Genomic DNA, 24,379 nt, shown 5'->3' on the forward strand with positions numbered 1-24,379 from the left:
ACCCCGGGCGGCGGAACTCACAGCAGGCCGCGCCGGCGTGCGGCGACGACGGCGTCGCGGCGGTGGTTGACGCCGAGCTTCCGGTAGATGCCGCGAAGATGGGTCTTGACCGTGTTCACCGACACGAAGAGCGAATCGGCGATCTGCTCCGCGGTGCGCATCGACGGCAATTCGGTGAGGAGTTCGAGCTCGCGTGAGGTGAGGGATTCGACCGGGGGCGCGGGGCCGGCCGGTAGTGCCTGCAGCACGGTACCCGCGAACTCTTCGCTACGCCCGAACCTCCCGGCTCCGCAAACCAGTAGTTCCCGGATGTGCTGCCCGGCGTCGTGGAAGGGCCGTAACGCCTGCTGGGGTGCCGCGAGGTCGAGTGCACGGCCGACGGCGTTGTGCGCCCGGTTCTGTTCACCGGCTTGGTCGGCGAGAACGGCTTCGAGGAGCCAGCTGTCGATCAAGGTACGCGCCACCAGAGGGCTGGTCTGGCACTCGATCACCGGCTGCAGGCGGCGGCGTGCGGCGCCGGTTCTGCCGCGGTGAATGTGCATGAGCGCGGTGAGCAGCGCGTGCTCCGCGTAGGGGGCCAGCAGGTGCCGATTCTGTTCGGTCACGTCCGCCGCCCAGGTGGGTTCTCCGACGCGAAGGGCCAGTCGTTGTTCGATCGGAGCCGTATAGGCGACGAGCCAGGGAGTGCTCGGCTGCGCCGCGAGCCGTTGCCGGTGCCCCCGCAGCGCTTCGACGACCGCGTGCGGATCGGCGGCGAGATCGAATTCGACGGCGGCGCTGAGTGTCACCGTCAGCATTTCCACGGCCGGCTCCACGGCCGCGGGCGAAAGGTGAGTCGCCAGTGCGGAGAACCGGCGGGCGCTCTCCTGGTCCAGCCTCTGATAGGCCGCCAGCCCGAGAACCGCATACAGGAAGGCGGTCCGCGCGGTCTCCTCCCAGCCGCGAGCACGGGCCAGCTCGAGGGCGGCATTGGTGTGCACCGCCAGCCCGGCGAGGTCACCCTGTACGCACGCGATGGCCGCGAGGTGGGTCCTGCACTGCAGGCTGACTGCGTCGCGCCGCTCCGGAGTGGCCATCCGCAGCGCGCGTTCCAGATCGCGGGTGGCGTTCGAGAGGCCACCCAGCCACAGAGCCGCGGTCCCGCGGGTGAGGAGGGCGAGCAGGTCGAGGTCGAAATCGCCGGAATCGCCCGCGCTCGTGGCGCGGAGTTCGGCGAGCGCTTTCTCCATGTTCCCGCCGAATCTCGCCCGATAGAGGACGGCCACGGCGTTCAACGCGCGCAGACGCCCGGAACGAAGGGGCTGCGCCGAATTGTCGACCCTGCCGAGGTATCGGTCCGCGGTCACGAGGTCATGAGAGTCGAGGGCGGCGACCGCCGCGGTGAGTGCCACCTGAGGCCGGGCCAGGATGTGCTCCGGAATCGCGCCGAGCAGCGTGTGCAATCGCGATCCTTGTCCTTTGAGGACGGTTTGCAGCCCGAACCGCTGGATGTACCGGGTGACCTGCTCTTCGTCCTGCGCGGCGACACTGTGCTCCAGCGCGGTGAGCACGTCGCCGGAGTCGGTGAACCATTCGGCCGCCGAACGGTGGAGCCTGCGGTAGGCCCGCGGGTGACGGCGAGTCAGCTCGGCACGCAGGTAGTCGCGGAGCAAGGGGTGGCAGCGGTATCGAGGACGGTCTCGGCCGTGCCGGGTGACCAGCGCGTTGGTGCGGGCGAGCGTGTGCAGAATCTGCCCGGAGTTCTCCTGCCCGGTCAGCCGGGTGGCCAGCTCGTCGGTGACGTCAGTGCACACCGAGGTGCTCAGCAGGAACTCACGGATGTACGCGGGTTGCGGGCCGAGGATCTCCCCGGACAGGTATTCGGCCAGCAGGCGGTCGTCGCCGGTGAATGCTCGAATCGTCTCGCTCGCGTCCGATGAGGCGGCCAGTGAAAGGGTGAGGAAACGCAGGCCCGCCGCCCAGCCCTCCGTCCGTTCCGAGATCTTGTCCAGATCCGCCTTCGTCAGCGCGAGGTTCTGCCTGGCGAGCAGTCTTCCGGTTTCCTGCTCGGTGAAGTTCAGCTGGTGCGCCGTGATTTCCCGCAGCCTGCCTTCCAGCCGGAGCCGGGGCAGGATCAGCGGTGGCGGGAACCGGGTCGCGATGACGACCCGCACTCCGGACGGCAGGTAGCGCAAAAGCATGTTCACGTTCTTGATCGCGGCCGGTGCGGACAGCTCGTGTGCGTTGTCCAGCACCAGGATCACCGGCCGCGAGAGCCGGTCGCACATGTCGATGAAGGCGGCGATGCCTTCGTGAGCGGAAGCGTCCCGCGCCGGCGTCAGTTCGGAGACGACGTCGTCCTCGACGCTTCGGTCAAGCGCGCAGAGGATCGACGACCACAGTGAGAATACCTTGTTGTCGTTGGCGTCCAGCGAAATCCACGCTACATGTTCGTCGGTGGCGTGGTGGCGTGCTCTCCGCCCCAGCCAGCTGCCGAGCAGCACGGTCTTGCCGGATCCCGCGGGTGCGTTGATCAGCGTGACGCTGGGGGTTTGGCCGGTGGTGGCCTGATCGAGGACGTCCAGCAACCGGTCCCGCTCGAGAATGTCGCAGGCGGACGGTGGTGGTGCGAGCTTCGGCGACGGCACCACGACCGGGTCTACGTCGTGCGCGCCCGGTTCCGCACCTTCGGCAGGGGTCACCGGCCGGTGCATGACATCGCCGTGCTGGAGATGACATGCCAGACGAAGGCGAAGACCCGAGAAATCCCGGTGAAGACGAAAGCGAGACCGGAAATAACGGCGTCCACTGTCCCTGAGGACCGGCTGGCCCCCGGTTGCGCCGAAAGAACCAGAACGAATGTCATTCCCATCAGGACGAGTTTTGCTCTGGACCGAAGATGCGGCGCAGTGCTCACCGATTCACTCCCTTCGATTCCCCAGAACGGGTGAGGGGACCGATTTTGCTCACCCCAAGCGGCGGTCACCTCCTCCTTTGCGGGTGAGTCGGGACCGGTGACCGCGGCCCCTCGTCCAAAAGGGTGGCCGCCGCTAGAATCGATTTCTAGTGTTGGGTAACGAAGCCGAGGGCTCGTTTTCACCCGCCATGAAGGAGGAGCTCCGTGCCCCAAGGGCGCATTCTGGAGTCAGCGGATCGCGAAGCCTGCCCCAGCCCAAGGCTCCGCCGTCCGCATGCGGTACCGGGTAGCAGCTCCCCGTTGGCCCGCAGGAGCTGCGCGTGTCGGGGCGTCGGAGGGCGTGGCGAATGGGCCCGAGGAAACGCGGAGGCGAACTCCACCCGGTACCGCATCCGAACTTCCGGCGGTGAGACCGCCGTGCGTGCGTTGCCCGTCACCGACAAGCGAAGCGTTGGCGGGCAACGCGATTCGTTGCTGAAGAGCGATCTCGGACGGGAGTCACGGAATGACGGATGACTCGCTCACCGTGCTCCCGCTCGCGATCACCATGATGGCCGGGCCGCAGTTCGTGTCGGCGTTGATCCTGATCACGACGGCGCGCGCGGTGCCGACATCGCTCGCGTTCGTGGCGGGCGTCGCGGCGGCCGCCACGGCCGGAACCGCGCTCACGACCTGGCTCGCGGGGTTCCTGCCGCCAGATCCCCTCGTCTCCGATTCGGACGGCTCGCTCTACACGATCATCGAGTACGTACTGGTCGCGATCCTGGTGGGGGTCGCGATCTGGAACTGGACGCACCGCGAAACCGCGGACCCGCCGAAATGGCTCGGATCGCTCATGTCGGCGGGTCCCGGGCGCGGGTTCCGCACCGGATTCCTGCTCATCGCGTTCTTCCCCTCGGACGTGCTCGTCATGTGCGTGGTCGGCCTCGACATCGCCCGCAGCGGGGCGGGTTTCAGCGCGGCCATCCCGTTCCTCCTGACCACCACCCTGATCGCCGCGCTGCCGCTGCTGGCTTACCTGCTCTTCCGGCGGCGCGCGGCGCGGGTCATGCCGGACATCCGGGACTGGACGAACGCCCACGGCTGGCTGCTGAACATCCTGGCATGCCTGTTCTTCATCGTGCTCATCCTGTTCTGACGTCGGCCGGTTCCCGGCGAGGCGAACCCACCAACGCCGTGACCCAGCTGCCGGCCGGGTCGTCGACGAGCATGGCCGGCGCCAGCAGAGTCGCGGGAACCGAGAGCAACGTCCCGAGTGGCCCGAGCACCCAAGCCCAGAACACCAGCGCGACGAAGGTCGCCGTGGCGGACAACCCGACGGCGTTGCCGACGTAGCGCGGCAGGAGCAGCGACTGCATCACGAAATTGATCACCACGTAGACCACCACCACCGCCAGCATGGCCTGCCAGCCGCCGTCAAGGACCGCGAGCGTGGCAGGCGGGGCGAGGCCGAGCAGAAAGCCGATCGTCGGTTGTAGTTGGTCACGAACGACAGCAGGCCCCACAAAGCCGCGAGCGGTACCCTGAGCAAGATCAGCGCGATGACGTCCATTACCGCGACGACGAGGACGAAGGCCGTGGTCACCGCCAGGATACACCCGGACACGACGGCCGAAGTCGCGCAGCGCTTCGGCCGTCCGTGCCCGCTCACCCGCGATACGGGCGATCCGGCTGTCGATGTCCGCGGTTTCGGCGCTGAGGAACAGCAGCAATCCCAGCAGGAAGACCAGGCTCGTGGTGACACCGGTCAGATCGGCGAGCAGGGAGCCGAGATACGAAACGAGCTGCCGGGGTCGATGGACTTGAGGATGTCGCGCAACTGCGCCTGCCCGGCACCGAATTCCGCCAGCGCGTCGGCGATTTCGGCATACAGACCGGCGATCCGGTCCGCGTAGCGTGGCAGGAGCGCGGCGAGCTGGGCGACCGACACGATCATCGCTACGCAGAAGGCGATGAGTATCCCGTGAACGAACACCACGAGCGCCGCCGTCGCGGCCCAGCGAGGAAAGCCGAGGCTCCGCAACCGGCCGTGTGCGGGGCTGAGCGTGATCACGATGACGAGCGCCAGCAACGTCGGCGCCACCAGCCACGCGACCGCCTTGATTCCCGCGATACCGACCACGATCGCGGCCGCGCCGAGCAGGACGACGAGCGCTCGCGGTGTTCGAGGTGTGGGCCGGTCTGTCACCACAACCCGCGATTCGGGGCTTCGTCACCGTGGACGATGACCGCCCAGATGACCGTCACGCACAGGGCGATCACGATCGTCGACCACAGCGGATGCGCCGCGAGGAACACCAGATGGGTCAACGCGTTGCCGGCGGCGAAGAGCACCGCGATCACCCTCGCCCAGATGGCGCCCGAGACGAGGACGCCGCCGGCGATCGCCACCAGCACACCACCCACCAGATGGGCCCACGCCCAGCCGGTCAGGTCCAGGACGAGCGTGTACTCCGGACCCGCGATGTAGTAACCGCCCTGGACCAGGGCCACGATTCCCGCGATGGCGTTGAAAACGCCGAGGATGACCATGATCACGCTGGCGAAGAAGATCCACCCGGTCCAGATCGGCCGTAGCCCGGACCGGTGCTCTCCCTGGCGATGGTCGGTGAGATCGGCGTCGGCACTCCAATGCTGACTCATTTCGGCCCCGTTCCCGGTTCGTCGGCGGTCTGGAATTCCTGTTCCATCGAAAAGGTTTCGCGAAGTGCCTTCTCCTGTTCAGAGGTCAAGTTCGTGAAGAACAGCTCTGGCGTTTCCTGGCCGCTGAAGGCCTGTCGCACCTTGTCCATGACGGCGCCCGAGCTGAGCAGGAACAGGGCCGACGTGCCTTCGGTGACTTCTCCCCTGATCCGCCGGATCAGGTCGTCGTCGATGCCGTAATCCGACGCCAATCCGCCGACGGTTCCCGCGGCGGCCCCGAGCGCCGCGCCGAGCAGCGGCACGAGGAAGATCAGGCCGAAGAGCATTCCCCAGAACGCCCCGGTCAGCGCGCCGCGACCGGCCAGATTGCGCAACTGGCGGAGTTTCGGCTTGGACGCGCCTTCCGGCCACGTCACCGTCGCGGCGTCGTGTATCGAGATGAGCTGGCTTTTCGCCAGGCTCTTCAGCGTCTCCGCCGCGCGGTCCGCGCCATCGGCCGAGCGGAACATCCAGATGGTCAACGTGTCCACGTCTCACCGTCCCTTTCTGAAAGCTGGTGATACGACCACGGCCATCGCACAGTGACGACGGGAGCGCGCACATCACCTGAGACGGATGAGCGTCGTACTCCCCTCCCAGGCCGGGAACTCATCCGCCCGAGGTGATGCCCGGCTTTCCGGGAACGGTCCAGATTGGTCGAAAAGCCCGTCCGGCAAGGAGTTGCCTGTGGACCACCCATCGCTGATCGCCGACCATGGATTGATCGGGGACCTGCAGACCGCCGCGTTGGTGAGCACCGACGGCGCGATCGACTGGTTCTGCAGTCCCCGATTCGATTCTCCGAGCGTGTTCGCCAAGCTCCTGGATCCCGGCGGCGGCCACTGCCGTGTCCGTCCCGTCCAGGAGCCGTACACCTCGCGTCAGTTCTACTTTCCCGGCACCGCCGTACTGATCACCCGGTTCATGACCAAGCTGGGTACCGGCGAGGTCATCGACTTCATGCGCCCGGTGCACGCACCACACGCGACCCCCGGCCACCGGCTGATCCGGATGATCCGCTGCTTGCGCGGACACATCGAGTTCTCCGTGGACGTCGTCCCGCGATTCGACTACGGGCGCCGACCGCACACCACCACCGTCACCGATGACGGCGCGCTGTTCGACAGCGGGCTGTCCGCCTTGACCCTGCACGCGGTCCGGGAACCCGGAGACGCACAGCTGGCGCACATCCACGTCATCGAAGGCGGCGTCTACGGCTCGGTCGCCTTGGAAACCGGGCAGGTCCGCGGTTTCATGTTCGAGTCGGACGGCGGGGAGCCGCGCTCGATCCGGGTCACCGAGATCGAGAAGGTCTTCGAGGACACCGTTCGCTATTGGCGCGACTGGCTGAACCGCTCGACATACCGGGGACGCTGGCGCGAAATGGTCGAGCGATCGGCGATCACCCTCAAGCTGCTGACTTTCGCACCGACCGGGGCGATGGTCGCCGCACCGACCACGAGCTTGCCGGAGCAGATCGGCGGCGAACGGAACTGGGACTATCGCTACACCTGGGTGCGGGACGCGTCCTTGGCCGTCTCTTCGTTGCTGGCATTGGGATTCACGGATGAGGCGATCGCTTTCGCCCAGTGGCTCCGGGAACGCCATCTACGCGGCGATGGACGACTGAAGATCATGTACCGCGTGGACGGCTCATCGGACCTGCTGGAGGAATCCTTCACGCACTGGTCCGGGTACCGCGGGTCGGTGCCGGTGCGGATCGGCAACTCCGCGTCCGATCAACTCCAGCTCGATGTCTACGGCGAACTGCTCGACGCCGTGTACCAGGCCGATCGACGGGGTGCCAAGGTCGGGCAGGAGGGCTGGAAGGCGCTGGCAGGCCTGCTCGATTGGCTCGCGGAGAACTGGGATCAGCCGGAGGAGGGAATCTGGGAAACACGGGAAGGAAAGGCCGACTTCACCTATGGCCGGCTCATGAGCTGGGTCGCCTTCGACCGGGGCATTCGCCTCGCGACGGCAAACGGCCGTCCCTGCGCGCTCGACTCCTGGCGGCACGAGCGCGACCGCGTCTACGAACAGATCTGGGAGCACGGCTGGAATCCGCTCAAACAGGCCTTCGTCCAGCGGTACGGTTCCGACTCCCTCGACGCGTCGCTCCTTCGCATGGCCGACGTCGGTTTCATCACTCCTTCCGACCCCTGCTGGCTGGCGACCTTGACCGCCATCGAGAAGGACCTGGTCACCGATAGCCTCGTCTACCGCTACGACCCGCGCGTCTCCCCTGACGGCCTTCGAGGGAACGAGGGCACCTTCTCGCTTTGCACGTTCGGATACGTCACCGCTCTCGCCCGCGCCGGGTACCTGGAGAAGGCACGGCTGACGTTCGAGAAGATGCTGACCTACGCCAACCACGTCGGTCTGTACGCCGAGGAGATCGGCCCGACCGGCGAGCAGCTCGGCAACTTTCCGCAGGCGTTCACTCACCTCGCGCTCATCGACGCCGCGCTCACGCTCGACAGCGCCATCGGCGACGGAGCGCACCGGGAGGCGGAGCCGCCGCTGACCGCGCGGTACAGGTGATCGTGAGCGGTAAGGACGGTTCTGGTGGGCCCGCGTTCAGTCACCCACCGGCGTGCGCTCCAACCGTCCTTACCGCCCACGAGACCAAGCGCCCGGAACGACCCTCATGGCACTTGCGCGGCTCAACCCTGCGAGATGTAGGCCTCGAGATGCTCTTGGCTCTTCTCCAGTTCTTCCATCCGGGTCTTCACGACGTCGCCGATGCTCACGATGCCCGCGAGCCTGCCGTCGGCCACGACCGGGACGTGCCGGATACGGCGTTCGGTCATCAGCACGGACAGCTGGTCCACCGAATCCTCGGGGCCGCAGCTGGCGACCATCTTGGTCATGATCGCGGACACCGATCCGTCGAGCAGCTGGGGCCCGCGCTCGTTGAGCCGGCGCACCACGTCCCGTTCGGAGACGATCCCGACTATCCCGCCATCGGCGTCCACGACCACCAGGGCACCGACGTTGTGCTCCGCGAGTCTTTCGAGCAGCTCGGTGACGTTCGTCTCCGGCGAGACGGTCGCGACGGCCGTCCCCTTCTTCCGCAACAGATCGGAAATCCGCATACGCGCTCCTCCCGGACAGGTGACCTGAATCACTCCAGGTTATGGCCTGAGCGCCCCGGGCGAAAGTCCGGAGAGTCCGGTTCGAGGCCCAGCCTGTCCGCGAGCGCGCCGTACGCCTCGATGATCCCCAGGCCGTACGGGTCGTCGCCGAGCGCGCCGAGTGTGTCCCGCCCCAGCCGCCACTGGGCCTTCGCGGCCTCGTGATCACCGAGTTTGCGGTGGTCCTCGGCGAGGTTCAGGTGCAGCGACGGGTAGAATCCGCGCACGGCCAGCGTCGCGTGGTACTCCTTGGCACGTTCGTCGGTGAGCGAATCGGCCGCCGCGAGAGCGCGCAGATCCCAGGCGAGTTCGTCGGCCGGGTCGTCGCACACGTCGGCCATGTAGTGCGCGAGCGCGCACCGGTGGAGCGGGTCACCGTCCTCGCCGATCCGTTCCCACAGCGCCGCGAACTTCTCGCGCGCGCCGGCGCGGTCACCGGAGATGTGCAGCTGGAGGCCGGTGTTGATCTCGGCCATCACTTCGTCGGTCATTTGACATCCGAGGCCGGGGCAGCCCAGGTGTTGCACGCCGACGTCGTCTTCCCGGAGAACCCGGCCTTCGCCCATTTCATCTGGTTACGACGGCTGCCGTGGGTGTCGCTGTCGTCGGCGCGGCCGTAATCGTCGAGGGCGGCGTTGGCCAGCGACCTGCTGATCGACCCACGCCCCGCGGCGGCGGCGAGGGCGAGCGCGCCGAAACAGTTCGCCTGCAGCTCGATGCGGCGGACCAGTTCCTTGTCGGCGGGCGAGTTCTCCTCCGGCGACGACATCTTCTCCGCGGCGGCCGACAGGATCCCGCTGGAACGCTGGATGTGGTGCCCGTACTCGTGGGCCATCGTCGCGAGATGGCGGGACCGCTCGAGGCCCGCGTCGCCCAGCATCCACTGGGTCGGCGCGTAGATCGTGGTGTCGCCACCGCAGTAGTAGGCGACGGCCTCGTTCTCGCCCGGCGCCTTTCCGCAGGCGCTGGTCTCGGGCAGCGTCACCTGCACGGTCACCGGCAGCGCGGGCTCGTTCGCCTGGTCCAAGGCAGGCTTCCAGGCTTCGGCCAGGCACGACACGAACGCCTTGTAGTACGTCTCCAGTTTCGACGGCTCGCGGCTGATCGCGGGCAGCCGGCAGGTGACCGCGCCGAGCGCGACCCCGTCCGCCAGCAGCGGGTTCGTCTCGAGTTCCCGCACCTCCTTGGGCGCGGGCTTCGCGTTCCCTGCCGGCGCCTTGGCCCCTTCCGAGGTGTACACGCCGGGCACCGGGAGGGCCTGGCCGTCGACCGTCCGCGGTCCGCCCGCCATCGCCATCCCGGTGGCGGTCAGCGCGGCGACGATGAGCAGACCGACCACGGCGGCCCCCGGGTTCCGGCGAGGCGGCGAAGGCGTGAACGGTCCGGGTACCTCGTCGGTGCCGGTCATGGTGTCCCCCAATGTGCGAGTCCACAGCATACGGAGCAGAAGCGGGTCAGGCGAAGAACGGGCACCTGGTGGCGCGAGGGCCGCGGCCCCGGCGAGACTGTGGGTATGAGTGACGAGGACCCGTACCTGTGGCTGGAAGACGTGACCGGCGAAGAAGCGCTGGGCTGGGTGCGAGCCCGTAACGCCGAGGCTCTCGCGGAACTGGCGGGCGGCGAACGGTTCGGCGGGATCCGTGACGAGGTCCGCGAGGTCCTCGACGCCGACGACCGGATCCCGTACATCCGGCGCCGCGGCGAATACCTTTACAACTTCTGGCAGGACTCGGCCAACCCCCGGGGTCTGTGGCGCCGCACCACCCTGGAGCAGTACCGCCTCGACACGCCGGAGTGGGAACTCCTCCTCGACGTCGACGCGCTGGCCGAGGCCGAGGGCGAGAACTGGGTGTGGCAGGGCGCTGCCGTCCTCCGCCCGGGTTATGACCGCGCGCTGGTCGAACTGTCGCGGGGCGGCGCCGACGCGACGGTCGTCCGCGAGTTCGACCTCGACGAGCGCCGGTTCGTCGAAGACGGGTTCTTCGTGCCCGAGGCCAAGACCAGGATCGGCTGGATCGACCGCGACCGCGTCTACATCGGCACCGATTTCGGTCCGGGGACGCTGACCGATTCGGGCTATCCGAGGCTGGCCAAGGAATGGCGGCGCGGCACCCCGCTCGAAGAGGCGACGGTGGTCTTCGAGGGCAAGGCGGACGACGTCTCGGTGTCCGCACACCACGACCCGACCGAAGGCTGGGAGCGTGACTTCGTCTACCGGTCGATCGACTTCTATCGCACGGAAAGGTATGTCCGGACGGCCGCCGGGCTCGACCGCATCGAGGTCCCCGAAGACGCGCAGACGTCCTCGCACCGCGAGTGGCTGCTGATCCGGCTTCGCTCGGACTGGACCATCGAAGGCACGACGTACCCCTCCGGTGCTCTGCTCGCCTCCGGATTCGACGCGTTCATGGCGGGCGAGCGCTTCTTCACGACCCTGTTCACGCCGGACGCGCACACGTCCCTGGAGTACTGGGTGTGGACGCACAACCACCTGCTGCTCTCGACCCTGTCCGATGTCCGGACGGACCTGCGCGTGCTCACGCCGTCCGACGGCTGGACCTCCCGCCCGCTCGCCGGCGCCCCGGAACTGGGCACCGCGCAGATCACCGGCACCGACCCCGACGTCAGCGACGAGTACCTGCTCGATTCCAGCGGCTACACCCAGCCGTCGACGCTGGGCTACGGGCACGTCGGGGGCGACGTCGAGGTCCTCAAACGCGCTCCCGCGTTCTTCGACAGCGAGGGCATGACGGTCACGCAGTACTTCGCGACATCCGAAGACGGCACGAAGATCCCGTACTTCGTCGTACGCCCCTCCGATGCCGAGGGCGGGCCGACCCTGCTGACCGGCTACGGCGGCTTCGAGGTCTCCCTGACCCCTGGCTACAGCGGCATCATCGGCCGCGGCTGGCTCTCGCGCGGCGGCACCTACGTCGTCGCGAACATCCGCGGCGGCGGCGAATACGGGCCGGACTGGCACACCTCGGTGACGAAAGCCAAGCGGTACAAGGTGTACGAGGACTTCTCGGCCGTCGCCGCCGACCTCGTCGAGCGCGGCATCAGCGAGCCCGCGCGCCTCGGCATCCAGGGCGGCAGCAACGGCGGGCTGCTGATGGGTGTCATGCTGACGCGCTACCCGCATCTGTTCGGCGCGATCGTGAGCCAGGTGCCGCTGCTGGACATGAAGCGGTACCACAAGCTCCTCGCGGGCGCGTCGTGGATGGCCGAGTACGGCGACCCCGACGATCCGGCGGAATGGGACTTCATCGGGAGGTACTCGCCATACCAGAACGTCCACGCCGGACTCGAGTACCCGCCGGTCCTGTTCGTCACCTCCACCAGGGACGACCGCGTCCATCCCGCGCATGCCCGCAAGATGGTCGCGCGGATGCTGGAGCAGGGACACGACGTGCGGTACCACGAGAACATCGAGGGTGGGCACGGCGCGGCGGCCGACAACGAGCAGCTGGCGTTCAAATGGGCGCTGATGCTTGAATTCCTGTGGGAGAAGCTCGCCTGACGTGTCAGGAAAGGGTCGTTCAGGACAAGAAATGTCCTGAACGACCCTTTCCTGACACTCGGCTCACTCCGCCACCTTCGCCAGCACCACCCCTCCGACGATCAGTGCCATCGCCGCGAACCGGCCGAAACCGATCGGGTCCTTGTTGATCACGATGCCGAACACGATCGCGCCCACCGCGCCGATACCGGTGAAGACGGCATACGCGGTCCCGACCGGGAGCGAGTCCATCGCCTTCGACAGCAGGTAGACCGCGGCGACACCGAGCACGAAGCACAGCACGGTCGGCCAGAACCGGGTGAAGTTCTCCGTCGGCTTGATGCTCTGCGACCAGGCGACCTCGACGACTCCCGCCAGCAGCAGGATTCCCCAGCCCATCAGGCTTCCTTTCCGGCCGAAGCCAGCTTTTCGGCGCCGAGGAGCGCCTGGTCCCGCGACGCGATCCGTTCGGGATCGCGCGGGCTCAGCCGCGGGTCGACGAGGGCGTTCGTCAGTTCGGAGTTCAGGAACGTGACGTCCCGGACGTCGTAGTGCCCGGCGAAGAAGTCGCGAAGGTAGCGCTCGTGGTGGTCGGCAGGCTCCCGCGGCGTGCCGGGCAGGTAGGTTCCGCCGCGCGCTCCCGCGACCACGAAAGCCTTACCCGCCAAGGACATCTTGGGGAACGTGACCTGGTCGATCCACAGCTTGAGCGTCGCGGGGATCGAGAAGTTGTACATCGGCGCCCCGATCAGCACGACGTCGGCGGCGAGCAGTTCGGCCAGCAGCGGCTCGATGACCGCCCAGGCCTCGCGCTGCTCCGGCGTCTTCACCACCGAGGCGTAGCCGGCCGGGTCGGTGATCCCGGCCTGGAGGAGGGCGTCGCAGATCTCGGTCCAGGCCTGGCCGATCGGTGGCACCGGGTCGGCCGCCACGTCGCGGTAGGTGTAGCCCGCGCCCGGGTTCGCGGCGCGCCAGACCTCGGCGAAACGAGCACTCAGCTCGCGGGAGAACGACGCGCTGCGGGCACTGGAGTCGAGGTGGAGAAGGTGGCTCATCGGGACCTCCCGGACCAGGAAGTGGACACGGCGTCCACTTGCTTCGCCGGGTACAAGTGGACGCCGCGTCCGGATATTCCCTAGGCTGCGAACATGCCGACGGAAGATCTGCTCGCGAACGGCCCGGGACGGGAACGCTCGGACGCCGCCCGCAACCGAGCGAAGATCCTGAAGGCCGCCGAAGAGCTCTTCGCGGCGCGCCCGGCCGCGGACGTCACGATGGAGGACATCGCCCAAGCGGCCGGGGTCGGCCGGGCGACGCTGTACCGCCGCTACCCGGACCGCTCGGCGATCGCCGTCGCCCTGCTGGACGAGCACGAGCGGGAATTACAGGAGCGGCTGCTCACCGGCCCTCCTCCCTTGGGACCCGGCGCGCCGCCCGCCGAGCGGCTGGCCGCGTTCTACGCGGCGATGATCGGGCTGCTCACCCGGCACGCGCATCTCGTCCTCGGCAGCGAGGTCGGGCACTCGCGTTTCACCAGCGGGCCGTACCGGCTGTGGCGCACCCACGTCCGCCACCTCGCCGAGCAGGCGGAAGCGAAGGACCCGGACGCGCTCGCCGACATCCTGCTGGCGCCGCTCGCCGCGGACGTGTTCCTCCATCAAACGGGCGAACTCGGCCTGAGCGCGGAACGGATCACCGACGCACTGGCCGAACAGGCCCGGCGAGCGCTCGCCTGATCAGCCGGCGAGGCCGTCGACGACGAGCTTCATCACGGCCTGCCAGTGCTCACGCTGCGCGGCACGCTCTTCCGGGCCGGTGAGCCGCTCCTGATGGAAGACCACGACCGTCTTGCCCGGCCCTGCCGGACGGAGCCCCACCTGGACCGTGCTCTCGTGATCCCAGCCCTTCGGACGCCAGGTGAGGCGGATCTTCTCCTGTTCGCGGTAGCCGCGGACCTCGCCGACGGTGCCCTCGGCCGTCTCGTACGGCGCGCCCTTCTCCGGCTCCAGCCGCACGTCACCCAGCCAGGCCGCCAGGCCCGGACCCGAGATGTACTCCCAAACCCGCTCCAGCGGATACGCCACCGTCTTGGACACGCCGATCTCCCAGCCCGCGTCCTTCGTCTTGCCGATCATCACGCCTCCGCCGTAACCGTCTTACCTGGTTTCCGAAACCGACTATAGTGGTTACATGACTCCGGGAACAAGACTGCTCGTCAACGCCCAGGGTGAGCGGTACCGGTTCGATCCGGGCAGCCTCAGCCTCGAACTCATGCTGACCGGCGGCCCGGGCCCGTACGAGCGCTACGAAATCGCGCACACGCCGTCCGCCCTCGCCGAGTGGTTCAGCGGCTCACGGCTGGCGCTGACCGCTCCCCTGACCGACGTCCGGATCCGGCCCGCCGAACTCACCGCGCTCAAGGAACTCCGGGACACCCTTTACCGCGTCGCACCCGCCCTCTCCCGTGGCGAAGCGCCGTCGGACGACGACGTCGCCCTCCTGAACAGCGGAACCGCGGAGACCCCGAGGCCGCTCGTCGACCCGAAGACACGGCGGCTCGCCTGGGCACCGCCCGTCACCGGGAAACAACTTCTCGGTGCCGTCGCCCGCGACGTCATCGGCCTCGTCGCGGGCGAGCGGTCCGGCCGCGTCCGCGAATGTTCCGCGGACGACTGCTATCTGCTGTTCTTCGACACCTCCCGGTCGGGCAACCGCCGCTGGTGCTCGATGGAGCGCTGCGGCAACCGCGCCAAGATCCGGGCCTACCGGGCCCGCACCGAAACCGCGTGATCGCTAGGATTCCCGGCGATGCAGGGTGAGACGAAACTGGAACAGCGCGTCGTGGAGACGGCGGAAAAGCTGCTGGCAAAACGGAAATCGGTGACCGCGCTCGACATTCTGAGCGGTATCGGCTGGCTGCCGGAGAACGTGGTCAAAAGCTGGCATCAGGGGCGGATCCCCGATCTGTCCACGGCCTTGCCCGTGAGCGCGGAGAAACTGGAGTTCGCTCTCGGCGCGCTTCACCGGTGGACGCGGGAAAAGGCCCTCGAAAGCTCGGAGATCGAGCATGTCGGCGCGACCCGCGACCGGGCGGTCCTCCGGGTGACTTCGGGTGAACTGGCCGGTCTCGAGCCGCTGTTCCGGACGCAGTGGCTCATGCCGGGACTGTCCGAAGCCAAACGTGCGCAAGTGCTCGCCCGGCAACGGAAAACGCCGGATCTCGTCGTCTCCGTGGCACTGAAGGACTGGACGTGCGCCGACTGCGGCGGCACCGGCGATCTGCTGTTCATGGAGAACGAAAAGCCGCACTGCCTCGACTGCGCCGATCTCGGTCACCTGGTCTTCCTGCCCGCCGGCGACACCGCGCTGACCCGCCGGGCGAAGAAGGCGAGCCGGCTCTCCGCCGTGGTCGTCCGCTTCAACCGGTCACGGAAACGCAGTGAGCGGCAAGGACTCCTGGTCGAGGAAGCGGCGCTGCGCGGCGCCGAGGAACAATGCCTCGCCGACGAGGACGTCCGGGAACGGCGCCGCGACCGGGATCGCGAACGCCGCGTCCACGAAGACGTCGAGTTCACCGCCCGGTTCCACACCGCGATCACGGAGATGTTCCCCGGCTGCCCGCCGGAGCGGGCACGCGCCATCGCCGAACACGCCGGCCAGCGAGGCAGTGGCCGAGTGGGCCGGTCTGCCGCCGGGCGGGAACTGGCCGAACGAGCGGTGTTCCTCGCCGTCGTCGCCTCGATCCGGCATCTGGACACCGAGTACGACGACCTCCTCATGGCGGGTGTGGACCGGCAGGCCGCCCGCGACCGCATCCGCACCACCATCGACGCGGTGCTCGAACGCTGGCGTTCCTGACCGCTGTCACGTTCCGGGCGCGGGCCTCGTCCAGTGGGCATGTTCACCGCATATCTCATCGTGGCCATCGTCGCGATCGCGAGCAACGCCGGGATCGCCGCCGCCGACTTGGCACGTGCCCCGTTCGTCCTCAAGAACTCGGCCGAGGTCAACGTGCCCGAATCCTGGATCCCGGCACTCGCCTCCCTGAAGGCCGCGGGTGCCGCAGGGCTGCTGCTCGGCCTGCTCGGGGTGCCGTTCCTCGGGACCGCGGCCGCGGTCGGGCTCGTGCTGTTCTATCTCGGCGCCGTCCTCACCCACGTGCGGGCCCGCGTCCTCTACAACATCGCCTTCCCCGCCGGTCTCTTCGCGCTGGCTGTGGCGACCCTCGTCCTCGATCTCGCTCAGGCGAGGTAGGGACCGAAGTGTTCGGCGACGACGTCCGCGACCGCCTCGGCGCCTTCCGAACCGTCGACCCACAGCACCCGGATGCCGAGTTCCTTCGCGGTACGGACGGCGTCCTCGGCGACGAGCCGATCCCGCTCGATCCGGTTGCGCTGCGCGCGTTCGGGATCGCTGACCCGGTGCGCCACCGCGGCGGCCCGGGGCAGCGCGCGAAGCTGGTGCTCACGGAAACCGTCGGTGGGCACCATCACGATCATCCGCCGCGGTGAGTCCAGCAGCGGCGCGACCAGGTCCGGGCGCAACCCCCAGCCCTCGGCGAGGATCGGGCGTCCGGAGACCAGCGCGCGCAGGTCGTCCAGCACCCATTCGAACCGTACCGGGAACCCGGCGATCGTGTCGGCGGCCATCCGTTCGGGAGTGGTGTCCACCCATACGGTCTCCGGGTCAGGATCCGTGGTGGGCAGACCATCGCGGACGCGGTGCGCGATGCGGCGGTCCTGATGACCGCGGGCGTCGTGGAAGTCGTAGTGGTAGACGGTGATGCCGTGGCGGTGCGCCAACAGCCGGGAAACGGTGGACTTTCCCGCCCACTGGCCACCGCAGATCCAGAGCGCCTGCTCGAGCGTGCCGAACGGATCGCTGATTTCGCCGTCGATGATCACTGATCCCCTCCCTGACGCGATCGTACGTGCCAAGCTCGAGGGGTTCACGATTTCAGGGGGAGCCACTGTGACAGCACCACGTTACCGACCCGACCGCCGCGGCAGGCATCTCGAGGACTGGCGACTGCGGCCGTCGGATTCCGCACGATTCCTCGAATACCGCGGCATCCCGGCCACCGCCGATCACGTACTCGGTGTCCTGCCCAGAGCCAGGAAGGTCGGGACCTTGAAACACGACGCCGAGTGGCCGTACCGGATCCGCATGGACTTCGAGCCCGACCGTTCACTGAACGATTTCATGGACTTCCTGAAAGAGGTCCTAGTCATCCAGATCGAGCAACAGGGCTACGTCGACGCGGCGATCGCGCTGGACTTCTACCGGCGGCCGGTCGAAGAAGAATCGTCAGGGACCGTCCACACCGACACGGGAAGCCTGCTTCGGAAGATCAAGGATTACGCCCCGACCGAGCAAGAAGAGTGGAATCTTGCGGGACAGGCGCTGTGCGACTCGTTGAGTGACGTGGTGGTCCGGCACGAGTGGTTCAACGAAGCCACTCGTATTCTCGCCGTCCCCGGCCACACCCGGGCCAAGCGCTCGGTCAGCGTCATGCTCGGCGCGCTCCTCTCTCAAGAACTCGGCATTCCGCTGACCACCGTCGAACCGAAGAGCGAGGATCGGAAACCCGCCAAGAACATGACATCTGAAGAACGTAAAGCGTTGCTCCACGAATTCCGGGTCGAGGAGGACCTCGAAGGCCGGACGGTTCTCGTTCTCGACGACATCTATCACACCGGGTACACGATGGCCGGAGTCGCCAACGCGGCCAAAAGAGCCGGAGCCACCACGGTCCTGGGCCTGGCCGCTGCCAGGAACCTCCGCCGCTAGATCGACGACGCGAGCCTCTGCGGGGACGGCGAATCGCCATCCCCGCACAGCTCGTGAACCTAGCTGCAGCCGGACGTCGCTCCGCACCCTTCGCAGGCGTAGCAGGAACCGGCGGGCCGCATCTTGGTGCCGCAGGTCATGCAGAGCGGCGCGTCGGAGGCGGTGCCGAGGTTCAATTCGACCAGTTCCGCCGTCGAATGCGCCACCTTGGCCGGCTCCGCGGATGACGAGTCCACAGTGGACCGAAGGGCGTCGAGGTCGACGTTCTCCGGTTCGGCGGCGGGTGCCGCGCCGTAGTTCGCCTCGACCTGTGCCGAACGTTCGTCGGCGGTGAAGATGCCGAGCTGCGAACGCTTTTCGTACGGCAGGTAGTCCAGCGCCAGCCTGCGGAACAGGTAGTCCATGACGCTGGTGGCGATGCGGATGTCCGGGTCGTCGGTCATGCCGGCGGGCTCGAAGCGCAGGTTGGAGAACTTCGAAACGTAGAACTCCAGCGGGATCCCGTGCTGCAGGCCGACGGAGATCGACATCGAGAACGCGTCCATCACGCCCGAGAGGGTCGATCCCTGTTTGCCGAGCTTCACGAAGATCTCGCCGAGGCCGTCGTCCGGGTACGAACCGGCGTGCAGATAACCCTCGGCGCCGCCGACGGTGAACGACACCGTCTGGCTGGGGCGCTTCTTCGGCAGGCGCTTGCGGACCGGCCGGTACTCGACGACCTTTTCGGCCTCGGGCTCGGCCTTCTCCTTCTTGCCGGTCGACAGCGGCTGGCCGACCTTGCAGTTGTCGCGGTAGATCGCGAGCGCCTTGAGGCCGTACTTCCAGCCCTGGAAGTAGATCTCCTCGACCTCTTCGACGGTCGCCGACTCCGGCATGTTGACCGTCTTGGAGATCGCGCCGGACAGGAACGGCTGCACCGCTGCCATCATCCGGACGTGCCCCATCGGCGCGATGGACCGCTCCCCCACCGCGCAGTCGAACACCTCGTAGTGTTCCTGGCGCAGGCCGGGAGCGTCGACGACGTGGCCGTGCTGGGCGATGTACTCGACGATCGCCTCGATCTGCTCGGCCTGGTAGCCGAGTGAGGCCAAGGCGCGCGGGACTGTCTGGTTGACGATCTGCATCGAACCGCCGCCGACCAGTTTCTTGAACTTGACCAGCGAGAAGTCCGGCTCGATGCCGGTCGTGTCGCAGTCCATCATGAAGCCGATGGTGCCGGTGGGGGCGAGCACCGAGGCCTGCGCGTTGCGCCAGCCGCTGGTCTCGCCCAGTTCGATACCGCGCTTCCATTCCTGGGTCGCGAGCGCGCGGACCGCGGCGTCGTTCGAGTGGTAGGTCCGCACCAGTTCGTTGGCGGCGGCGTGCTTGCGCATGACCCGCTGGTGCGCCTCGGCGTTGCGCGCGTAGCCCTCGTACGGCCCGACGACGGCGGCGAGTTCGGCGGAACGCCGGTACGAAACACCGGTCATCAGCGACGTGATCGCGGCGGCGAGCGCGCGGCCGCCGTCGGAGTCATACGCGTGCCCGAGCGCCATCAGCAAGGCGCCGAGGTTCGCGTAGCCGATGCCCAGCTGGCGGAACTTGCGGGTGGTGTCGCCGATCGCCTCGGTCGGGAAGTCGGCGAAGCAGATCGAGATGTCCATCGCGGTGATGACCAGCTCGACGGCCTTCGCGAACAGCGGCGCGTCGAAACCGCCGTCCTCGGTGGCGAACTTGAGCAGGTTCAGCGAGGCGAGGTTGCAGCTGGAGTTGTCCAGGTGCATGTACTCCGAGCACGGGTTGGACGCGGTGATCCGGCCCGACTCGGGGCAGGTGTGCCAGTCGTTGATCGTGTCGTCGTACTGCAGGCCAGGGTCGGCGCATTCCCAGGCGGCCCGCGCGATGGTGCGGAACAGCTTCTTGGCGTCGACCCGGTCGATGACCTCGCCGGTCGTCCGGGATCGCAGGCCGAAGTCGCCCTCTGTCTCGACGGCCTGCATGAACTCGTCGGAGACGCGGACCGAGTTGTTCGCGTTCTGGTACTGGACGGAGGCGATGTCCGAGCCGGAAAGGTCCATGTCGAACCCGGCGTCGCGGAGGACCTTGATCTTCTCCTCTTCACGGGCCTTGGTCTGCACGAACTCCTCGACGTCCGGGTGGTCGACGTCGAGCACGACCATCTTCGCCGCGCGCCGGGTGGCGCCACCGGACTTGATGGTGCCCGCGGAGGCGTCGGCACCGCGCATGAAGGAGACCGGACCGGAGGCGGTGCCACCGGAGGACAGCAGCTCACGCGAGGAACGGATGCGGGAGAGGTTCAGGCCGGCGCCGGAGCCGCCCTTGAAGATCAGGCCCTCTTCGCGGTACCAGTTGAGGATCGACTCCATGGTGTCGTCGACCGAGAGGATGAAACACGCCGAGACCTGCTGCTTCGACGTCGTGCCGACGTTGAACCACACCGGCGAGTTGAAGCTGAACACCTGGTGCAGCAGCATCCAGGTCAGCTCGTGCTCGAAGACCTCGGCGTCGGCGGGGCTCGCGAAGTAGCCGTGTTCGCGACCGGCGTTCACGTAGGAGTGGACGACGCGGTCGATCAGCTGCTTGAGGCTCTGCTCCCGCTGGGGTGTGCCGACGGCGCCGCGGAAGTACTTGCTGGTGACGATGTTCGTCGCGTTGACCGACCAGAAGCCGGGGAACTCGACACCGCGTTGTTCGAAGTTGACCGTACCGTCACGCCAGTTCGTCATCACGACGTCCCGGTTCTCCCAGGTGACCTGGTCGTACGGGTGGACGCCCTCGGTGGTGAAGACACGCCGCACGGTGAGCCCGCCGGCCTGTTTCTTCTTCCCGCTCGTCCGCGTTGTGGCCGGGTTGCCTGTTCCCACGGTCTCGGTCATGGGTCTTTCCCTCACTCCCACGCGGGAGGCGGCATCAGCCGTCTTTCGCGTCTTGATCGCTCTCGTCCGGTGTGGCAGCCATGGCCTCACGAAGGTCCGAGATCTCCTTCTCGAAGTCCTCGACCGAGGAGAAGGAGCGGTAGACACTGGCGAACCGGAGATAGGCGACGCCGTCGAGTTCGCGCAGGGGGCCCAGGATCGCCAGGCCGACCTCGTGACTCGGGATCTCCGCCAGCCCCGCCGACCGGATCGATTCTTCGACCCGCTGCGCGAGCTGCTGCAGCGCGTCGTCGTCGACCGGCCTGCCCTGACAGGCGCGGCGCACCCCCCGGACCACCTTGTCCCGGCTGAACTGCTCGGTGACCCCGGATCGTTTGACGACGGCGAGCACCATCGTCTCCGAAGTGGTGAAGCGCCGGCCGCAAGCGGCGCACGAGCGCCTCCGCCGGATCGCCTGACCCTCATCCACCTCTCGGGAGTCGACGACCCGAGAGTCCGCATGCCGGCAGAACGGGCACCTCATCCGCCGATCACCTTCCCCTCCGCGCCGGCCGGTCCCGAATGGACGCCCGTCCCGCCGCCACGCAACGACGAAAGATCGACATGTGGATCGATCCGTGGACATCCGGTGGGTGAACACCGGCCAGCTGTGGACAACTGGTACCGAGTCTACCCCAAGCTATGGACCAACTACAGCCATGTAACTACTACATATAGCGGTGGAGACTAGAACGCAGGTCGGGCACACGCAAGCGCAACAGCCCTGCCGTTCAGACACGAATGAGGAGCTCACCCACGAGGGGTGAAAACGACATGAGGATCACCTCCCGCCCTTCGCGACCTCGGCCGCGACCGGCACCGTGAGCGGCAATCCGGGGACGAGAACGGCGTCTTCCAGGGCGTTGAGTTCCTTGATTCTGGCGACGACCGCGCCAGTGTCACTTTCTGGCGCGAAACGCGCCGCGAGATCGGACAGGGTGTCCCCCGCGGAAACGGACACCGTCGTGGTCCGTTCGGGCACCGCGGCGCCGGGAACACCGGCCAAGAACAGACCCAATCCGGTGATGACCCCGGCGACGAGCAGGGCCATCCCGACGAGCGAGGGCCACCTGAGCGGGAGCCGCCGCGGCGCCGGGCAAGCCGGGGAGGCGGTGGCCACGCCGGGACGGCGGCCCGCCACGACCCGCGCCCTGGTCGGCGGGCGCAAGGGCTCGGCACGCCCGCCCCGCACCACCCGCACGGGCCGGGTCGCCCCTGCCGGAACGGACCTGGGGGAACTGGGCCGCACCAGTCCTCGATCGGCCAGAATCGACATCGGAACCTCCTCGCAACTCCTGCTGCGCTCGCACCGGGCCGGGACCCGGCGATCAAGATCGAACAGGCGTTCTATCGAACGCCCGTGCGAATGTGTACCACCTCCCACCGACAAAAATCGAGCGACACGGCGTGTCCATCGAACAGATGTTTGAAATCGTCGTCCCGGCGGGCTAACGTCGTTGACCAGGGCGTCTGCTGCGCGGACGCCGCCGGTGCCGTGGGCGGGGAAGATCGTCCGCCACCGGCGAAGACACGCGAAGTCGGTCCGGGCGACCGGACGTACTGGGAGGCGACGCAGAGATGAAGGAGCGAGACGGTGGCTAAGGAGAGCAAGGCGGGGAACGCGCCTAGGGGCTCGGGCAAGGTGCGCGCCTTGCCCGAGGTCTACGAGGTGGACGAGACCCTGACCGTGCGGCAGCAGCAGGTGCTCGACGTGATCAAACTGTGGGTGAGCCGGTTCGGCTACCCGCCGAGTGTGCGTGAGATCGGCGAGGCGGTCGGGCTGACCTCCACTTCGTCGGTGTCGCACCAGTTGCAGGCCCTGCAGCGCAAGGGTTATCTGCGACGCGACCCGAACCGCCCGCGTGCGGTGGGGGTGCTCGCCACGACGGACGACAACCCGATGGGCATCGACGTCGAGCAGCCCCAGTCGGCCGCGAAGGCCGCGTACGTGCCGCTCGTCGGCCGGATCGCCGCCGGTGGGCCGGTGCTGGCTGAGCAGGCGATCGAAGACGTCTTCCCGCTGCCGAGGGAGATCGTCGGCGAGGGTGAACTCTTCCTGCTGAGCGTCACCGGTGACTCGATGGTCGACGCCGCCATCACCGATGGCGACTGGGTCGTCGTGCGCCAGCAGCCCACGGCCGATCCGGGCGAGATCGTGGCGGCGATGATCGACGGCGAGGCGACGGTCAAGACGTTCAAGCGCAAGGACGGCCACATCTGGCTGATGCCGCACAACGAGGCGTACGAGCCCATCCCGGGTGACGACGCCACGATCCTCGGCAAGGTCGTCGCCGTTCTTCGCAGGCTGTAGTCCGGAGCCGGAGCACGCCGGGATCCCGGGTCACCCGACCCGGGTCAGACTCGGCAGCTTCGGCAGGCTCTTCGGTCAGGCGCGCCGCTTGCGCAGCCTGCCGACCAGGAGAAGGCCGCCGATCACGACGACCGCGGCGATCCCGACCTGCACGTACGGGAAGTCGGACCCCTGGCCAGAGCCACGGGCCGCGGAGGTCCCGCCCGACGTGCTGCCCTCGGACTTCGCCGCGTCCACGGCGAGTGCGGCCGCGCCCTTCACCGCACGGATCTGCTCGCCGACGCCCTCCCCGCCGGACAGCAGCGTCCCGTCCGGATCGAAGGCGATCGCCTCGCCCTGCTTCTCGTTCGGCAGGGGCACGCGCACGGGTTCGCGCTGCAGCGCGCTCTTCAGGTCTCCGTCGGTGACGGCGTAGAGGTAGGCATCCGTGTAGGTGCGCAACGCGACCACCGAGCCGTCGGCCATCGAGGCCGCGCCGGTCACCGTCATCGAGCCGATCGACCCGACGGGTCCGCCCGGCGTCGAAGTCTCTTTGATCTGCAGCGACCCCACGCTCTCCAGCGGAGTCGGGCCAGGGCTGGCGAGCGGCCCCGTCGGCCGGTACACCTTCGCGTCGCCGAAGACGTCCTTGGTGATCAGGTACGGCGTGCCCGTACGGTCCATGATCAGCGCTTCGACGTCGTGCTGCCCGTCGGGATAGGTGAGCCGGTGCAGCGTGGCCTTGCCTTGGGGGGTCAGCGAGATCAGCGCGACCGTGTCCCGCCGCTTGCGGTTGTCGCCGGTGTCGGAAAGCCAGAAGGTGCCGTCGGCGGTGCGGGCGAGATCCTCGGGGTCGTACGGGTCCGTCGCGGCCGAGATGACCTTCTGGACCTTGCAGTCGCGGCCGAGGACGAAGACCTGCGTCTTGGTTCCGCCGTCGTTGAGGGCGTACAGATGCTCTCCGTCGGAGACCAGGCCGGAGAGTTCGCTGAGCCGGGAGTCGCTGTTCTTGCACACCGGCTGCGGCGCCGGGACCTCCTGAGCCAGGGCGGGAGCCGTCCCGCCGATGAACGCCGCCAGCATGACCGCGGCCGCGACAATCCCCCGCACATCCACCTCCGTACCGTGGAACCCCTGAAGCCCCACACTACGGAGACGTCCGGGACGGCGCGC

23 protein-coding genes and 1 pseudogene are annotated in these 24,379 nt (G+C 67.9%); 9 read left to right on the plus strand and 15 right to left on the minus strand.

The genetic code is table 11. The features are described from left to right. Nucleotides 1-17: 17 nt before the first annotated feature. Nucleotides 18-2,681, minus strand: coding sequence for a winged helix-turn-helix domain-containing protein (locus AC0685_RS30815; protein ID WP_478228703.1), 2,664 nt, complete (start codon nt 2,679-2,681; stop codon nt 18-20). A gap of 720 nt (nt 2,682-3,401) precedes the next feature. Here AC0685_RS30815 and AC0685_RS30820 point away from each other — a divergent pair. Next, nucleotides 3,402-4,034, plus strand: coding sequence for a GAP family protein (locus AC0685_RS30820; protein WP_478228704.1), 633 nt, complete (start codon nt 3,402-3,404; stop codon nt 4,032-4,034). Here AC0685_RS30820 and AC0685_RS30825 read toward each other — a convergent pair. The 3 genes and pseudogenes from AC0685_RS30825 to AC0685_RS30835 all read right to left on the minus strand — a co-directional run bounded on the left by AC0685_RS30825 (nt 4,021) and on the right by AC0685_RS30835 (nt 6,069). Then, nucleotides 4,021-5,087: pseudogene (locus AC0685_RS30825) on the minus strand (AI-2E family transporter). The gene AC0685_RS30820 and the pseudogene AC0685_RS30825 overlap by 14 nt on opposite strands. Beyond that, nucleotides 5,081-5,539 (minus strand): DUF7144 family membrane protein, encoded by a 459-nt coding sequence (locus tag AC0685_RS30830; RefSeq protein WP_478228705.1) that lies wholly within the window; start codon nt 5,537-5,539, stop codon nt 5,081-5,083. The pseudogene AC0685_RS30825 and the gene AC0685_RS30830 overlap by 7 nt, the downstream one beginning before the upstream one ends. Beyond that, nucleotides 5,536-6,069, minus strand: coding sequence for a DUF1269 domain-containing protein (locus tag AC0685_RS30835; protein ID WP_478228706.1), 534 nt, complete (start codon nt 6,067-6,069; stop codon nt 5,536-5,538). The genes AC0685_RS30830 and AC0685_RS30835 overlap by 4 nt, the downstream gene beginning before the upstream one ends. 196 nt (nt 6,070-6,265) lie before the next feature. Between AC0685_RS30835 and AC0685_RS30840 the strand changes: the two genes are divergently transcribed. Beyond that, a complete protein-coding gene (locus tag AC0685_RS30840; RefSeq protein WP_478228707.1) occupies nt 6,266-8,119 on the plus strand; it encodes a glycoside hydrolase family 15 protein in 1,854 nt (617 codons plus the stop codon). Nucleotides 8,120-8,241: 122 nt separating this feature from the next. Here the strand turns inward: AC0685_RS30840 and AC0685_RS30845 are convergent, their stop codons facing one another. The 3 genes from AC0685_RS30845 to AC0685_RS30855 are packed head-to-tail and all read right to left on the minus strand — an operon-like array spanning nt 8,242 to nt 10,120. After that, a complete protein-coding gene (locus AC0685_RS30845; RefSeq protein ID WP_340683302.1) occupies nt 8,242-8,673 on the minus strand; it encodes a CBS domain-containing protein in 432 nt (143 codons plus the stop codon). A gap of 29 nt (nt 8,674-8,702) precedes the next feature. Further along, nucleotides 8,703-9,203, minus strand: a complete 501-nt coding sequence (locus tag AC0685_RS30850) for a hypothetical protein (protein WP_478228708.1) — start codon at nt 9,201-9,203, stop codon at nt 8,703-8,705. Further along, a complete protein-coding gene (locus AC0685_RS30855; protein WP_478228709.1) occupies nt 9,200-10,120 on the minus strand; it encodes a neutral zinc metallopeptidase in 921 nt (306 codons plus the stop codon). The genes AC0685_RS30850 and AC0685_RS30855 overlap by 4 nt, the downstream gene beginning before the upstream one ends. Before the next feature lie 105 nt (nt 10,121-10,225). On the opposite strand from AC0685_RS30855, the gene AC0685_RS30860 reads away from it, so the two are divergent. Beyond that, a complete protein-coding gene (locus AC0685_RS30860) occupies nt 10,226-12,232 on the plus strand; it encodes a prolyl oligopeptidase family serine peptidase (protein WP_478228710.1) in 2,007 nt (668 codons plus the stop codon). 63 nt (nt 12,233-12,295) lie between these two features. Here AC0685_RS30860 and AC0685_RS30865 read toward each other — a convergent pair whose 3' ends face one another. Together AC0685_RS30865 and AC0685_RS30870 are read right to left on the minus strand one after the other, a co-directional pair. Next, nucleotides 12,296-12,610 (minus strand): DMT family transporter, encoded by a 315-nt coding sequence (locus AC0685_RS30865; protein ID WP_478228711.1) that lies wholly within the window; start codon nt 12,608-12,610, stop codon nt 12,296-12,298. After that, nucleotides 12,610-13,266, minus strand: a complete 657-nt coding sequence (locus AC0685_RS30870; RefSeq protein ID WP_478228712.1) for an FMN-dependent NADH-azoreductase — start codon at nt 13,264-13,266, stop codon at nt 12,610-12,612. Before AC0685_RS30870 ends, AC0685_RS30865 begins: the two co-directional genes overlap by 1 nt. Before the next feature lie 93 nt (nt 13,267-13,359). On the opposite strand from AC0685_RS30870, the gene AC0685_RS30875 reads away from it, so the two are divergent. Then, nucleotides 13,360-13,947, plus strand: a complete 588-nt coding sequence (locus AC0685_RS30875) for a TetR/AcrR family transcriptional regulator (RefSeq protein WP_478228713.1) — start codon at nt 13,360-13,362, stop codon at nt 13,945-13,947. Here AC0685_RS30875 and AC0685_RS30880 read toward each other — a convergent pair whose 3' ends face one another. Beyond that, nucleotides 13,948-14,346, minus strand: coding sequence for an SRPBCC family protein (locus tag AC0685_RS30880; protein WP_478228714.1), 399 nt, complete (start codon nt 14,344-14,346; stop codon nt 13,948-13,950). Nucleotides 14,347-14,401: 55 nt separating this feature from the next. On the opposite strand from AC0685_RS30880, the gene AC0685_RS30885 reads away from it, so the two are divergent. From AC0685_RS30885 to AC0685_RS30895, 3 genes are read left to right on the plus strand one after another with little or no spacing between them, the layout of a single operon-like run. After that, nucleotides 14,402-15,001: a CGNR zinc finger domain-containing protein gene (locus tag AC0685_RS30885; RefSeq protein ID WP_478228715.1), complete on the plus strand. Its 600-nt coding sequence runs from the start codon at nt 14,402-14,404 to the stop codon at nt 14,999-15,001. An 18-nt stretch (nt 15,002-15,019) separates the two neighbouring features. Next, entirely contained in the window at nt 15,020-16,069 is a 1,050-nt protein-coding gene (locus tag AC0685_RS30890) for a DUF2293 domain-containing protein (protein ID WP_478228716.1), read from the plus strand. Between the two features lie 39 nt (nt 16,070-16,108). Then, nucleotides 16,109-16,465: a DoxX family protein gene (locus tag AC0685_RS30895; RefSeq protein ID WP_340683312.1), complete on the plus strand. Its 357-nt coding sequence runs from the start codon at nt 16,109-16,111 to the stop codon at nt 16,463-16,465. On the opposite strand, the gene AC0685_RS30900 is transcribed toward AC0685_RS30895, so the two are convergent. Then, nucleotides 16,453-17,115: a hypothetical protein gene (locus tag AC0685_RS30900; RefSeq protein WP_478228717.1), complete on the minus strand. Its 663-nt coding sequence runs from the start codon at nt 17,113-17,115 to the stop codon at nt 16,453-16,455. The genes AC0685_RS30895 and AC0685_RS30900 overlap by 13 nt on opposite strands. Before the next feature lie 67 nt (nt 17,116-17,182). On the opposite strand from AC0685_RS30900, the gene AC0685_RS30905 reads away from it, so the two are divergent. Further along, nucleotides 17,183-18,001: a ComF family protein gene (locus tag AC0685_RS30905; protein ID WP_478228718.1), complete on the plus strand. Its 819-nt coding sequence runs from the start codon at nt 17,183-17,185 to the stop codon at nt 17,999-18,001. A gap of 59 nt (nt 18,002-18,060) precedes the next feature. Here the strand turns inward: AC0685_RS30905 and AC0685_RS30910 are convergent, their stop codons facing one another. The 3 genes from AC0685_RS30910 to AC0685_RS30920 all read right to left on the minus strand — a co-directional run bounded on the left by AC0685_RS30910 (nt 18,061) and on the right by AC0685_RS30920 (nt 22,192). After that, complete coding sequence (locus AC0685_RS30910; protein WP_478228719.1) at nt 18,061-20,877, minus strand: vitamin B12-dependent ribonucleotide reductase; 2,817 nt, start codon at nt 20,875-20,877, stop codon at nt 18,061-18,063. A gap of 34 nt (nt 20,878-20,911) precedes the next feature. After that, nucleotides 20,912-21,400 (minus strand): transcriptional regulator NrdR, encoded by a 489-nt coding sequence (gene nrdR / locus AC0685_RS30915; protein WP_034311932.1) that lies wholly within the window; start codon nt 21,398-21,400, stop codon nt 20,912-20,914. A 297-nt stretch (nt 21,401-21,697) separates the two neighbouring features. Continuing rightward, the gene (locus AC0685_RS30920) at nt 21,698-22,192 is read right to left on the minus strand and encodes a LysM peptidoglycan-binding domain-containing protein (protein WP_478228720.1); all 495 of its coding nucleotides are present in this window, start codon (nt 22,190-22,192) and stop codon (nt 21,698-21,700) included. A 318-nt stretch (nt 22,193-22,510) separates the two neighbouring features. On the opposite strand from AC0685_RS30920, the gene lexA reads away from it, so the two are divergent. Next, entirely contained in the window at nt 22,511-23,227 is a 717-nt protein-coding gene (lexA, locus tag AC0685_RS30925) for a transcriptional repressor LexA (RefSeq protein ID WP_037343289.1), read from the plus strand. A 75-nt stretch (nt 23,228-23,302) separates the two neighbouring features. Here the strand turns inward: lexA and AC0685_RS30930 are convergent, their stop codons facing one another. Beyond that, on the minus strand, nt 23,303-24,316 hold the full coding sequence (locus tag AC0685_RS30930; protein WP_478228721.1) for a hypothetical protein: 1,014 nt from the start codon (nt 24,314-24,316) through the stop codon (nt 23,303-23,305). Nucleotides 24,317-24,379: the final 63 nt, after the last annotated feature.

The sequence above is a fragment of the Amycolatopsis sp. NPDC043889 genome (assembly GCF_056435645.1).

Bases quoted from the DNA above. Each gene is read 5' to 3' on its own strand.
- AC0685_RS30820 (WP_478228704.1), top strand. From the start codon at position 3,402: ATGACGGATGACTCGCTCACCGTGCTCCCGCTCGCGATCACCATGATG.
- AC0685_RS30830 (WP_478228705.1), bottom strand. From the start codon at position 5,539: ATGAGTCAGCATTGGAGTGCCGACGCCGATCTCACCGACCATCGCCAG.
- AC0685_RS30845 (WP_340683302.1), bottom strand. From the start codon at position 8,673: ATGCGGATTTCCGATCTGTTGCGGAAGAAGGGGACGGCCGTCGCGACC.
- AC0685_RS30850 (WP_478228708.1), bottom strand. From the start codon at position 9,203: ATGACCGACGAAGTGATGGCCGAGATCAACACCGGCCTCCAGCTGCAC.
- AC0685_RS30855 (WP_478228709.1), bottom strand. From the start codon at position 10,120: ATGACCGGCACCGACGAGGTACCCGGACCGTTCACGCCTTCGCCGCCT.
- AC0685_RS30860 (WP_478228710.1), top strand. From the start codon at position 10,226: ATGAGTGACGAGGACCCGTACCTGTGGCTGGAAGACGTGACCGGCGAA.
- AC0685_RS30865 (WP_478228711.1), bottom strand. From the start codon at position 12,610: ATGGGCTGGGGAATCCTGCTGCTGGCGGGAGTCGTCGAGGTCGCCTGG.
- AC0685_RS30870 (WP_478228712.1), bottom strand. From the start codon at position 13,266: ATGAGCCACCTTCTCCACCTCGACTCCAGTGCCCGCAGCGCGTCGTTC.
- AC0685_RS30875 (WP_478228713.1), top strand. From the start codon at position 13,360: ATGCCGACGGAAGATCTGCTCGCGAACGGCCCGGGACGGGAACGCTCG.
- AC0685_RS30880 (WP_478228714.1), bottom strand. From the start codon at position 14,346: ATGATCGGCAAGACGAAGGACGCGGGCTGGGAGATCGGCGTGTCCAAG.
- AC0685_RS30885 (WP_478228715.1), top strand. From the start codon at position 14,402: ATGACTCCGGGAACAAGACTGCTCGTCAACGCCCAGGGTGAGCGGTAC.
- AC0685_RS30890 (WP_478228716.1), top strand. From the start codon at position 15,020: ATGCAGGGTGAGACGAAACTGGAACAGCGCGTCGTGGAGACGGCGGAA.
- AC0685_RS30895 (WP_340683312.1), top strand. From the start codon at position 16,109: ATGTTCACCGCATATCTCATCGTGGCCATCGTCGCGATCGCGAGCAAC.
- AC0685_RS30910 (WP_478228719.1), bottom strand. From the start codon at position 20,877: ATGACCGAGACCGTGGGAACAGGCAACCCGGCCACAACGCGGACGAGC.
- nrdR (WP_034311932.1), bottom strand. From the start codon at position 21,400: ATGAGGTGCCCGTTCTGCCGGCATGCGGACTCTCGGGTCGTCGACTCC.
- AC0685_RS30920 (WP_478228720.1), bottom strand. From the start codon at position 22,192: ATGTCGATTCTGGCCGATCGAGGACTGGTGCGGCCCAGTTCCCCCAGG.